Genomic DNA, 11959 nt, shown 5'->3' on the forward strand with positions numbered 1-11959 from the left:
CTTATTGACCCAACTTCAGGCGAGCGGTCTCGCCACTGGTGAACGGAGCGATGTCGACCGGCTGGCCGTTGTAGCTGACCTGCGCGCCACGGGCATAACCCAGGCGTACGGCAAACGGCGGCTTGCCGTTGACGGCGGTGCTGTCACCCTTGCGCTTGAGGCCGCTGAACAGCACCTTGCCGTTGCCGTCGGTGATCTGCGTCCAGCAGTCGGCGACAAACTGGATCTGCACCTGGCCTTCACCCGCGACTGGCGCCGGGGTCGAGGCCGCTGGAGCTGCCGGGGCGACTGGAGTGGTAGGCGCGGCGTGGGTCGCAGGCGCAGCTGCGGTCTGTGCTGGCGTACTCGGCGCGGCCGGTGCCGTGGCGATCGGTGCGCTGCCGGTGTTCGGGACAGTCGGCGTGGTCGGTGCTGGAACAGCCGGCTCGGCACCGGCCTGGGCATCGGCGTCGTCCTGGCTTTGTGGCAACGCCAGGGTGGTTTCGCCTTCGGCCTGGCCTTCGACGACAGCCTGGTCTTCCGGCTCGTCCAGCGGATGAATCTGGGTGGTGCCGTCAGCGCCCTCGACCTCGACGTGCTCGGGGTTCATGGCGACGGGCTCCTTGTTGCGCAAGGACGCCTGGTCCTGCCACCAGACAAAACCGCCACCGATCACCGCGATCAGCAGCAACAGGCTGACGATTCGCAAAATGGTGTGGGAAACGCGAACCGGCTCCTCGATGCGCCCCAGGCTGTGCACGTTGCTGCCCTTGGCATCGGAACCGGTGTATTGATCGAACTGCTGGACCAGCACGGTCTGGTCCATGCCGAGCAACTTGGCATAGGCGCGGATATAACCCCGGGCGAAGGTGTGCCCGGGCAGCTTGTCGAACGCGCCCGCTTCCAGATTGCCGAGGGAAGCCACGGTAAGATTGAGCTTGAGGGCCACTTCGGCCAGCGACCAACCATTGCTTTCGCGGGCTTGACGCAGGGTCTCACCGGGATTTACGCGAGTCGCTGCTACAACTTCGGGATGCGCCGCTTTCATCATTGCTCCGACAGGTATTGCTGATATTCCGGCGTACCGGGATAGAGTCTTTTGAGTTGCAAGCCGTAACTCGCAGCTTTGTCGCGATCTTCAAACACATGTGCCAGCCGAACGCCGAGCAATAGACTACGTGCATTTTGCTCGCTCAGCAGGCTAAAACGCTCGTAGTAGTCACGGGCGGGCACATAATGCCTGTCTTCGTAGGACAACTCAGCCATTTCCAGCAGTGCCCGCGGTTGCTGGCGGTTGAGCCGCAGCGCCTTTTCGAGCTGCTGGCGGGCCAGGTCACGCTGGCCCAACTGCGCGGCCGTCATGCCGAGGTTCTCGAAAACCCGCGAACGCTCAGGGTAAAGGGTATCGGCGGCAGCCTGCTCGAAGCGCTCATAGGCTTCCTTGTAGCGTTTCTGCTCGAAAAGAAAGCTGCCGTAGTTGTTCAGGATCCGTGCATCCTGGGGCCGGCCGGACAGCGCCTTGCGAAAGTGCTGGTCGGCCAGTTCCGACTCCATCTCGGCCTGGAACACCAGGGCCAGGGCCGCGTTGGCATCCGGGTCGGAATCGTCCAGCTCCAGGGCCTTCTTGAGCGGCACCTTGGCCCGTTCGGTCATGCCCTGCTGCAGATAGCCGATGCCCAGTTGCACATAGGCCACACGCGCCTCGTCACGCCCTTTGCTGGTCTTCATCGGGTTGTAGTCACCCGACAGGACACAACCGGAACACAGGCCGGCCAACAGCAAAACGAGCGCGAAGCGCAGGGACATAGAGTTCCTCTCTTAGTGACTGTTCGCAGCGTTTTGCACCGCATCGTCCGCGGCGTTCAACTCACGCACGGCAATGTAGCGTTCGCTGCGACGGGTGCGATCCAGCACCTGTCCTACCAATTGGCCACAGGCGGCGTCGATGTCTTCGCCGCGGGTGGTGCGCACGGTGACGTTGAAGCCAGCGTGGTGAAGCTGATCCTGGAAGCGACGAATCGCGTTGTTGCTCGGACGCTCGTAACCGGAATGCGGGAACGGGTTGAACGGGATCAGGTTGATCTTGCACGGGATGTTCTTGAGCAACTCGATCATCTCGACCGCGTGCTCGACCTTGTCGTTCACATCCTTGAGCAGCGTGTACTCGATGGTCAGCACGCGTTTTTCGCCCAGGGACGACATGTAGCGCTGGCACGACTCGAGCAGCATCTTAAGCGGATACTTCTTGTTGATCGGCACCAATTGGTTACGCAATGCGTCATTGGGTGCATGCAGCGACAACGCCAGGGAGACGTCGATGTGCTTGGCCAGCTCATCGATCATCGGCACCACGCCGGAGGTGGACAGGGTCACGCGGCGCTTGGAGATGCCGTAGCCCAGGTCGTCCATCATCAGGTGCATGGCGGAAACGACGTTATCGAAGTTCAGCAGCGGCTCACCCATGCCCATCATCACCACGTTGGTGATGGCACGGTCGACGGTCGCCGGGACGCTGCCAAAGGATTTGTTGGCAATCCACACCTGGCCGATCACTTCGGCGGCGGTGAGGTTGCTATTGAAGCCTTGCTTGCCGGTGGAGCAGAAACTGCAATCCAGGGCACAGCCTGCCTGGGACGAAACGCACAAGGTGCCGCGCTTGCCCTGGGGAATGTAGACGGTCTCGACACAGCTGCCGGACGCCACGCGCACCACCCACTTGCGGGTGCCGTCGCTGGAAATGTCCTGGCTGACCACTTCGGGGCCGCGAATCTCGGCAACAGCCTTGAGCTTTTCACGCAGGGCCTTGCCGACATTCGTCATGGCGTCGAAGTCGTCGACGCCAAAATGGTGAATCCATTTCATCACTTGGCCGGCACGGAAACGCTTCTCCCCGATCGAGTCGAAGAATTTCTCCATTTCCGGCTGGGTCAGGCCCAACAGGTTGGTTTTGCCGTTCGATGTAGTCATGGATTCACCTTCACTCAAAAGCCTGGGCTTAGCGAGTGGTTACTTCAGTAGCGGAGAAAAAGTAAGCGATTTCGCGAGCGGCAGCGGCTTCGGAGTCCGAACCGTGGACGGCGTTGGCGTCGATGGACTCGGCGAAGTCGGCACGGATGGTGCCGGCAGCAGCTTCTTTAGGGTTGGTGGCGCCCATCAGCTCACGGTTGCGAGCGATGGCGTTTTCGCCTTCCAGCACCTGAACGACAACCGGACCGGAAGTCATGAAGGCAACCAGCTCACCGAAGAAACCGCGCTCGCTGTGCTCAGCGTAGAAGCCTTCGGCTTCGGCTTTGGACAGTTGCTTCATTTTCGAAGCTACAACGCGCAGGCCAGCGTCTTCGAAGCGGGTAACGATCTTGCCGATCACGTTTTTAGCAACGGCGTCAGGCTTGATGATGGAGAAAGTACGTTGAACAGCCATGGTGTAACTCCAGAAACGGTAATTTACGAAAAATTAAACCCGCGAATTATACGCGGGTTCTTGGGTATTGCCTAACCTGCGAGGCGATCAGTCCAATTCTTTGGCCCAGAGCTCCTGAACCGCTTCCAACACCTTCTCGCCGACTCGGCCAGAGGTGGCATCGAAGTCAGGCAGATCCAGGATCATCTGCTGCAGACGGACGAAACCTACAGAGTACGGATCGAGCCCTTCGTGGGCCTCGGCCAACTCTTCCGCGATGCGTTGTACGTCATTCCAACCATAGCTCATGACAGTGTCACCATCAGTGCGGCGCTTCGGCCGCATGGTTAAGCGAATATTTCGGGATTTCGACCACCAGGTCTTCGGTGCCGACCTTGGCCTGACAGGTCAGGCGCGACGTCGGCTCCAGGCCCCACGCCCGATCAAGATAGTCCTCTTCCAGCTCATCGGCTTCATTCAGCGAGTCGAAACCCTCGCGAATGATGCAATGGCACGTGGTGCAGGCACAAACGCCGCCGCAGGCGCTCTCGATCTCGATGTGGTTGTCATGGGCCACTTCAAGCAGGGACTTGCCGGTTTCGGCCTCTACCACCATACCGTCCGGGCAATGCTCGGCGTGTGGCAGAAAAATGATCTGCGGCATCAGTTATTCCTCGATTTCATTCAGGTTGCGCCCCGCCAGGGCGGCTTTCACCGTCGAGTCCAGGCGGCGGGCAGCAAAGGCATCCGTGACTTGCGACAGACGCTTGGTCTGCTGCTCGATGGCATAACCATCGGTGCCTTTGATCAATTCGGACAGTTCCTGCATCTGCAGCTCGATGACCATGCGTTCTTCGGCATCCAGCAAACGCTCGCCGTCGGCTTCAAGGGCCCCCTGCACGGCTTCGATCAGGCGCTGGGCGTCGACCTGCTGCTCGCGCAGCACACGGGCCACCTTGTCGTCGCTGGCGTGCTGGAAGGAATCCTTGAGCATCTTGGCGATTTCGCCGTCGGTCAGGCCGTAGGACGGCTTGACCTGGATGCTCGCCTCCACGCCCGAAGCCAGTTCGCGGGCGGAGACGTTGAGCAAACCGTCGGCATCGACCTGGAAGGTCACGCGGATCTTCGCCGCCCCGGCCACCATCGGCGGGATGCCGCGCAGTTCGAAACGGGCCAGGGAACGGCAGTCGCTGATCAGTTCACGCTCGCCTTGCAGCACGTGGACCATCATGGCCGACTGGCCGTCTTTATAGGTGGTGAAGTCCTGGGCGCGGGCAACCGGGATGGTGGTGTTGCGTGGAATCACCTTCTCCATCAGGCCGCCCATGGTTTCCAGCCCCAGGGACAACGGAATCACGTCGAGCAACAGCAGTTCGCCGCCGTCGCGCTTGTTGCCGGCCAGGGTATCGGCCTGGATCGCGGCGCCGATGGCGACCACCTGGTCCGGATCGATTTCGGTCAGCGGCTGGCGGCCAAAGGCCTCGGCGACGGCTTCGCGAACCCGAGGCACGCGGGTCGAACCACCCACCATGACCACGGCCTTGACGTCTTCGAGCTCGATGCCGGAATCACGCACGGCACGGCGGCAGGCCTTGAGGCTGCGGGCGACCATGGGCTCGATCAGGGCATCGAAGGCTTCGCGGGTCAGCGCGGCTTTCCAGTCGCCATAAGCGACTTCAACGGTGGCGGCGTCGGTCAGGGCTTCCTTGGCCGCGCAGGCGGTTTGCAGCAGCTGGCGTTGCGCACCCGGGTCGAGGTCGGCGGACAAGCCGGCTTGCTCGATGATCCAACCGGCGATGGCGTGGTCGAAGTCATCGCCGCCCAGGGCGCTGTCGCCACCGGTGGCCAGGACTTCGAAAACACCGCCGGTCAGGCGCAGGATCGAAATATCGAATGTACCGCCGCCCAGGTCGTAGATGGCAACGAGGCCTTCGGCGTGTTGGTCGAGGCCGTATGCCACGGCAGCGGCGGTCGGCTCGTTGAGCAGGCGCAGCACGTTCAGGCCGGCCAGCTTGGCGGCGTCCTTGGTGGCTTGGCGCTGGGCGTCGTCGAAATAGGCCGGGACAGTAATGACCGCGCCCACCAGTTCACCGCCCAACGCCGCCTCGGCACGCTGGCGCAGGACCTTGAGGATGTCGGCGGAAACCTCGACCGGGCTTTTCGGGCCCTGCACGGTTTCGATGAACGGCATGTGGGATTCGCCACCGACGAAGCGGTACGGCAGCTGGTCACCCAATTGCTTGACGTCGGACAGACCACGACCCATCAAGCGCTTGACCGAGACAATGGTGTTCAGAGGATCGGTGGCGGCGGCCAGCTTGGCCGACTCGCCCACTTCGACGCGGTCGGCGTGATAACGCACGGCGGACGGCAGGATCACCTGCCCTTGCTCATCGGCCAACGGCTCGGAAAGACCGCTGCGCAAGGCAGCGACCAGGGAATTGGTGGTACCCAAGTCGATCCCGACAGCCAGGCGACGCTGGTGCGGTTGTGGACTTTGGCCGGGTTCGGCGATCTGCAGTAGGGCCATCGTAATCAGGACTTATCTGTAATCAGGCGTGCGACCGGAGCGGCACTGGGTTAATCGTCGAGGCGCTCTTCTAGCTGGCGCACTTCGTAGGTGAGCTTGTCGAGGAACTGCATGCGCCGCATCAGGCGTTCGGCCTGTTCGCGTTGCGCGGCATCGTTCCAGCAGGCTGCGAAGCTTTCGTTCAGTGTTTGCTGGGCGTCTTTCAAGCGCCGCTTGAATACCGCGACACCGGCCAGGTCGGCGCTGTCCTGCAGGTCCTCGAGTTCTTCGCGCCACTGCATCTGCTGCAAAAGAAACTCGGGATCGTGGACCGTGACCTCCAGGGGCAACTCATGACCGCTGATGGCGAGCAGGTAACGCGCGCGCTTGGCCGGGTGCTTGAGCGTCTGGTAAGCCTCGTTGAGGTTCGCCGACTGCTCGAGCGCCCGCCGCTGCTCCGCCTCGGAGGCATCGGCAAAGCGGTCGGGATGGACGCCACGGGCCAATTCAAGATAACGCGCGGACAACTGCTCGAGATCCAGCTGGAACGCAGGCTGCATCTGGAACAACGCAAAATGACAAGGAGTACCCACAAGCCGCCTCAGATGTTGAAGCTTTCGCCGCAGCCACATTCACCGCGCACGTTAGGGTTGTTGAACTTGAAGCCTTCGTTCAACCCTTCCTTGACGAAATCCAGTTCGGTGCCGTCCAGGTACGTCAGGCTTTTCGGGTCGATGATCACTTTCTGACCATGACTTTCGAACACCTGATCGTCTTCGCCCACTTCGTCGACGAATTCCAGTACATAGGCGAGACCAGAACAGCCCGTGGTGCGTACACCCAGGCGGATACCCTCACCCTTGCCACGCCCCGCAAGTGAGCGCTGGATATGGTTAGCTGCCGCTTCTGTCATCTGGATAGCCATGGAAAACTCCTTACCGTACGCGGATCAGATCAAGCCTTTCTTCTGCTTGTAATCGCGAACGGCGGCCTTGATGGCGTCTTCGGCGAGTACCGAGCAGTGGATCTTCACTGGCGGCAGGGCCAGTTCTTCGGCCAACTGGGTGTTCTTGATGGTTTCGGCTTCATCAAGGGTCTTGCCCTTCATCCACTCGGTGGCCAGGGAGCTGGACGCGATGGCCGAACCGCAGCCGTAGGTCTTGAACTTGGCATCTTCGATGATGCCTTGCTCGTTGACCTTGATCTGCAGGCGCATGACGTCGCCGCACGCCGGGGCGCCGACCATGCCGGTGCCGACATCAGGATCCTGCGCGTCCATCTTGCCGACGTTGCGCGGGTTCTCGTAGTGGTCGATGACCTTTTCGCTATATGCCATTTGCTTCAATCCTCATCAGTGAGTCGCTCTGGTGGCGACTTCTTCAGTGCGCCGCCCACTCGATTTTCGAAATGTCGACGCCGTCTTTGTACATGTCCCACAGCGGCGACAGAGCGCGCAGCTTGGTAACGGCCTCGCAGACTTTCTGCGCGGCGTAATCGATTTCTTCTTCGGTGGTGAAACGGCCGAAGGTAAAGCGAATGGAGCTGTGGGCCAGTTCGTCGTTGCGGCCCAGGGCGCGCAGTACGTACGAAGGCTCCAGGGACGCCGAGGTGCACGCCGAACCGGACGACACGGCCAGATCCTTGAGCGCCATGATCAGCGACTCGCCTTCAACATAGTTGAAGCTCAGGTTCAGGTTGTGCGGTACGCGGGCGGTCAGGCTGCCGTTGACGTAGAGTTCTTCGAGGTGCTCGACCTGCTTGAAGAAGCGGTCGCTCAGGGCCTTGATGCGTACGTTCTCAGCGGCCATGTCTTCCTTGGCGACGCGGAAGGCTTCGCCCATGCCGACGATCTGGTGGGTCGCCAGGGTACCGGAACGCATGCCACGCTCGTGACCGCCACCGTGCATGGTCGCTTCGAGGCGAACACGCGGCTTACGGCTGACGTACAGGGCGCCGATGCCTTTAGGGCCGTAGGTCTTGTGGGCCGAGAACGACATCAGGTCGACTTTCAGCTTGGACAGGTCGATGTCGACCTTGCCGGTGGACTGGGCCGCGTCGACGTGGAACAGGACGCCCTTGGAGCGGGTCAGTTCGCCGATGGCCGCGATGTCGTTGACGGTGCCGATTTCGTTGTTCACGTGCATGATCGAAACCAGGATGGTGTCGTCGCGCAGGACGGCTTCGACCATGGCCGGGGTGATGATGCCGTCTTCGCCGGGCTCGATGTAGGTGACTTCGAAGCCTTCACGCTCCAGTTGGCGCATGGTGTCCAGGACAGCCTTGTGCTCGATCTTGGAGGTGATCAGGTGCTTGCCCTTGGTGTGGTAGAAATGCGCGACACCCTTGATTGCCAGGTTGTCGGATTCGGTGGCACCGGAGGTCCAGACGATTTCACGCGGGTCGGCGTTGACCAGGTCGGCGACCTGGCGACGGGCATTTTCGACCGACTCTTCGGCCTTCCAGCCAAAAACGTGGGAACGGGACGCCGGGTTACCGAAGTTTCCGTCGACCAGCAGGCATTCACTCATTTTTTGCGCAACACGCGGATCAACCGGGGTGGTCGCAGAGTAATCAAGGTAAATCGGCAATTTCATGGACTCTCTCCTAAATCAGGCTGGCTGGCGTTCCGCGTGCTCTGCGGCGGTCATTCGACGGCGGACGCTTCAATCTTGTCCAGGTGCGGCGCCCTGCTGTTGCAACGGCGCTGGTCCTGACGCTGGGCTACTTCTTGCACCTCACGGCGAGTTACAAGGTCAGCCAAGCTGATACCGCTCAGAAATTCGTGGATCTGCAGGCTGAGGTCGCACCACAAGTGGTGGGTCAGGCAAGTATCGCCGCCATGGCAGTCGCCAAGGCCCTGGCATTTGGTCGCATCGACCGATTCGTTCACCGCATCGATCACCTGGGCGACCTGGATGCCTTGCATGTCCCGCGACAGCTGGTAGCCGCCGCCAGGGCCGCGAACGCTGGACACCAGGTTGCTGCGGCGCAGCTTGGCGAACAGCTGTTCAAGGTAAGACAGGGAAATGCCCTGGCGCTCGGAGATATCGGCCAGGGACACCGGCCCGTGCTGCGCATGCAATGCCAGATCCAGCATCGCGGTCACGGCGTATCGGCCTTTTGTAGTCAGTCGCATGGACAATTACCACGGAGTTCGGAATGGGGGCGAGTATGCAATTCCCGAGTATTTAAGTCAAGTATAAGACCTAGTGGGTTACTCGGGTTTACCCGCGAAAGAGCGCGCGCATGATAGCAAAGGCTGGCCAGTGGCGACCAGTGATACCGCGTTATCGTTCATCGCGAGCAAGCTCGCTCCCACATTGGATCACGGGTGCTGATGCGATTCCTGTGGGAGCGAGCTTGCTCGCGATGAGGCCAGCAGGGTTTCAGCTGGCCTGGCTCTCATCCTTATCCTTCACACACGCAAAGTCTTCCTCGCGCAGTTCAGGCAGGTCCTTGGCACAGTAATTACTGCCCAGGTCCTTCAGGGCGCCGCACATCCCCTCCAGGCGCCCATCGACGGCCTGCAGGTGATCGAGCAACTGGTTGATAGCCCGGGCGACCGGGTCGGGCATGTCTTCGCCGACACCGTAGGCGTCGAAGCCGATCTTCTCGGCCATGGCCTTGCGGCGAGCATCCTGCTCCTCATCGGACTTGACGATGATCCGCCCCGGGATCCCCACCACCGTCGCACCCGGCGGCACGGCCTTGGTCACCACGGCGTTGGAGCCGACTTTCGCCCCCGCCCCCACCGTGAACGGCCCGAGCACCTTGGCGCCGGCACCGACCACCACGCCGTCTTCCAGGGTTGGGTGACGCTTGCCTTTGTTCCAACTGGTGCCGCCGAGGGTCACGCCCTGGTACAGGGTCACGTCGTCGCCGATCTCGGCGGTTTCGCCGATGACGATACCCATGCCGTGGTCGATGAAGAACCGACGGCCGACCTTGGCGCCCGGGTGGATCTCGATCCCGGTCAGCCAGCGGCCGAAGTTCGAGACCAGCCGCGCCAGCCACTTCCAGCCCATGTTCCACAAGGCGCCGGACAGGCGATGGATCCAGATGGCGTGCATGCCCGGGTAGCAGGTCAGCACTTCAAAGGCATTGCGCGCCGCCGGATCACGATGGAAAACGCTTTGGATATCTTCACGCAAACGTTCGAACATTTTATTTCTTCCGCTTAATCAGCTCGCCACGGGCCGCCTTCTGGGTTTCCGTGAGGATGCCGCGCAATATATTCATCTCCGCCCGGCTGACCGAGCTTCGTCCGTACAACCGACGCAGGCGCGCCATCAAGTGCCGCGGCTTTTCCGGGTCGAGGAACTCGATGTCCACCAGGGTCTGCTCCAGGTGCTCATAGAATCGTTCCAACTCGTCCATGGTCGCCAGTGTCTCACTGCGCGGCGACGTGACCTCGGTTTTTTCGACTTTGCTGGGCTTGCCTTCAGCCGCCAGCCAAGCCATGCGCACTTCATAACTCAACACCTGCACCGCCGCGCCCAGGTTCAAGGAACTGAACTCAGGGTCGGAAGGGATATGCACGTGAAAGTGACATCGCTGCAGCTCGTCGTTGGTCAGGCCGGAGTCTTCACGGCCGAACACCAGGGCGATTTCAAAACCTTGCGCGGCTTCCTCGACCACTTTGGTGCCGCATTCCCGGGGGTCGAGCAGCGGCCAGGGAATACGCCGGTCGCGGGCGCTGGTGCCAAGCACCAGGTTGCAACCCACCAGGGCATCTTCGAGGGTGGCGACGACTTGCGCGTTAGCCAGGATGTCACCGGCGCCGGAGGCCCGGGCGTCGGCTTCGTGATGGGGAAACAAGCGCGGCTCGACCAGCACCAGGCGCGACAGGCCCATGTTCTTCATGGCCCGCGCAGCTCCGCCGATGTTACCCGGATGGCTGGTATTGACCAGGACGACACGAATGTTCTGCAACAAGGGAGGCGCTCTCGAACACGATAAAGGGAGCAAATCTTACAGAAGCACCTACCGTTAAGCTATGAAAGCGAACACCAACCTTCTCCTGAGAAAACTTTCTGATAGAATGCGCGGCTTTCTTTAACAACCTTAGGTGACACATCCATGCAGCCCATGCTGAATATCGCGCTGCGCGCCGCCCGCAGCGCCAGTGAACTGATCTTCCGCTCCATCGAGCGCCTGGATACCATCAAGGTCGATGAAAAAGACGCCAAGGACTACGTGTCCGAGGTCGATCGCGCCGCCGAACAGAAGATCGTCGACGCCCTGCGCAAGGCTTACCCGAACCACTCCATCCTCGGTGAAGAGACCGGCATGCACGCCGGCACTGGCATCGAAGGCGAAGAGTACCTGTGGATCATCGATCCGCTGGACGGCACCACCAACTTCTTGCGCGGCATTCCTCATTTCGCTGTCAGCATCGCCTGCAAATACCGTGGCCGCCTGGAACACGCTGTCGTGCTGGACCCGGTTCGCCAGGAAGAATTCACCGCCAGCCGTGGCCGTGGCGCCCAACTGAACGGTCGTCGCCTGCGCGTCAGCGGCCGCACCAGCCTGGACGGCGCCCTGCTGGGTACCGGCTTCCCGTTCCGTGATGACCAGATGGACAACCTGGACAACTACCTGGGCATGTTCCGCGCCCTGGTCGGCCAGACCGCCGGCATCCGCCGCGCTGGCGCTGCGAGCCTGGACCTGGCTTATGTGGCGGCGGGTCGTTTCGATGCGTTCTGGGAGTCGGGCCTGTCCGAGTGGGACATGGCAGCGGGCGCCCTGCTGATCCAGGAAGCCGGTGGCTTGGTGAGCGACTTCACCGGCGGCCACGACTTCCTTGAAAAAGGCCACATCGTTGCCGGCAACACCAAATGCTTCAAGGCTGTGCTCACTGCTATCCAGCCGCATCTGCCGGCTTCGTTGAAGCGCTAAGCAGCTCCGCTATAGAAAAAGCACCTTTCGGGGTGCTTTTTTTATGCCTGAATTTCGGTAATTGATCGTTCCCACGCTCCGCGAGGGAACGATCAGGTCGCGGGGGCGGTGCAAGATCGTTCCTCACGCTCCGCGTGGGAATGCCGCCAGGGACGCTCCGCGTTCCGCTTCTG

The 11959-nt window shown here is 61.4% G+C and carries 15 protein-coding genes; 1 reads left to right on the plus strand and 14 read right to left on the minus strand.

Annotated elements, in window-relative coordinates:
• Position 1: 1 nt before the first annotated feature.
• The 14 genes from BM317_RS09620 to trmJ form a co-directional block, all read right to left on the minus strand.
• Positions 2-1027: a RodZ domain-containing protein gene (locus tag BM317_RS09620; RefSeq protein ID WP_092474094.1), complete on the minus strand. Its 1026-nt coding sequence runs from the start codon at positions 1025-1027 to the stop codon at positions 2-4.
• The gene (pilW, locus tag BM317_RS09625) at positions 1027-1785 is read right to left on the minus strand and encodes a type IV pilus biogenesis/stability protein PilW (RefSeq protein ID WP_072408090.1); all 759 of its coding nucleotides are present in this window, start codon (positions 1783-1785) and stop codon (positions 1027-1029) included. Before pilW ends, BM317_RS09620 begins: the two co-directional genes overlap by 1 nt.
• Positions 1786-1797: 12 nt before the next feature.
• Positions 1798-2946 (minus strand): dual-specificity RNA methyltransferase RlmN, encoded by a 1149-nt coding sequence (rlmN, locus tag BM317_RS09630; protein ID WP_053118626.1) that lies wholly within the window; start codon positions 2944-2946, stop codon positions 1798-1800.
• Between the two features lie 28 nt (positions 2947-2974).
• Positions 2975-3400, minus strand: coding sequence for a nucleoside-diphosphate kinase (gene ndk / locus BM317_RS09635; RefSeq protein ID WP_042727994.1), 426 nt, complete (start codon positions 3398-3400; stop codon positions 2975-2977).
• 87 nt (positions 3401-3487) lie between these two features.
• The gene (gene iscX, locus BM317_RS09640; RefSeq protein WP_072408088.1) at positions 3488-3688 is read right to left on the minus strand and encodes a Fe-S cluster assembly protein IscX; all 201 of its coding nucleotides are present in this window, start codon (positions 3686-3688) and stop codon (positions 3488-3490) included.
• 13 nt (positions 3689-3701) lie between these two features.
• Positions 3702-4043: an ISC system 2Fe-2S type ferredoxin gene (gene fdx / locus BM317_RS09645; protein ID WP_042727996.1), complete on the minus strand. Its 342-nt coding sequence runs from the start codon at positions 4041-4043 to the stop codon at positions 3702-3704.
• Between the two features lie 3 nt (positions 4044-4046).
• Positions 4047-5909 (minus strand): Fe-S protein assembly chaperone HscA, encoded by a 1863-nt coding sequence (gene hscA / locus BM317_RS09650; RefSeq protein WP_092165676.1) that lies wholly within the window; start codon positions 5907-5909, stop codon positions 4047-4049.
• A gap of 50 nt (positions 5910-5959) precedes the next feature.
• Positions 5960-6481, minus strand: a complete 522-nt coding sequence (hscB, locus tag BM317_RS09655) for a co-chaperone HscB (protein ID WP_060739093.1) — start codon at positions 6479-6481, stop codon at positions 5960-5962.
• Between the two features lie 8 nt (positions 6482-6489).
• Entirely contained in the window at positions 6490-6813 is a 324-nt protein-coding gene (iscA, locus tag BM317_RS09660; RefSeq protein WP_003185155.1) for an iron-sulfur cluster assembly protein IscA, read from the minus strand.
• Positions 6814-6837: 24 nt separating this feature from the next.
• Positions 6838-7224, minus strand: coding sequence for a Fe-S cluster assembly scaffold IscU (gene iscU / locus BM317_RS09665; protein ID WP_003185157.1), 387 nt, complete (start codon positions 7222-7224; stop codon positions 6838-6840).
• 43 nt (positions 7225-7267) lie between these two features.
• The gene (locus BM317_RS09670; RefSeq protein ID WP_092165674.1) at positions 7268-8482 is read right to left on the minus strand and encodes an IscS subfamily cysteine desulfurase; all 1215 of its coding nucleotides are present in this window, start codon (positions 8480-8482) and stop codon (positions 7268-7270) included.
• Between the two features lie 50 nt (positions 8483-8532).
• Complete coding sequence (gene iscR / locus BM317_RS09675; protein ID WP_092474096.1) at positions 8533-9024, minus strand: Fe-S cluster assembly transcriptional regulator IscR; 492 nt, start codon at positions 9022-9024, stop codon at positions 8533-8535.
• 250 nt (positions 9025-9274) lie between these two features.
• The gene (gene cysE / locus BM317_RS09680) at positions 9275-10051 is read right to left on the minus strand and encodes a serine O-acetyltransferase (RefSeq protein ID WP_092165673.1); all 777 of its coding nucleotides are present in this window, start codon (positions 10049-10051) and stop codon (positions 9275-9277) included.
• A gap of 1 nt (position 10052) precedes the next feature.
• Positions 10053-10823 carry a tRNA (cytosine(32)/uridine(32)-2'-O)-methyltransferase TrmJ gene (trmJ, locus tag BM317_RS09685; protein WP_038856918.1) on the minus strand — a complete coding sequence of 257 codons (771 nt, stop codon included), beginning with the start codon at positions 10821-10823 and terminating at the stop codon, positions 10053-10055.
• A gap of 144 nt (positions 10824-10967) precedes the next feature.
• Here trmJ and suhB point away from each other — a divergent pair, with 144 nt between their 5' ends.
• Complete coding sequence (suhB, locus tag BM317_RS09690; RefSeq protein ID WP_003185165.1) at positions 10968-11786, plus strand: type III secretion system regulator SuhB; 819 nt, start codon at positions 10968-10970, stop codon at positions 11784-11786.
• Positions 11787-11959 lie beyond the last annotated feature (173 nt).

Source organism: Pseudomonas sp. NFACC24-1 (assembly GCF_900115235.1).
Classification (GTDB): Bacteria; Pseudomonadota; Gammaproteobacteria; order Pseudomonadales; family Pseudomonadaceae; genus Aquipseudomonas; species Aquipseudomonas fluorescens_AA.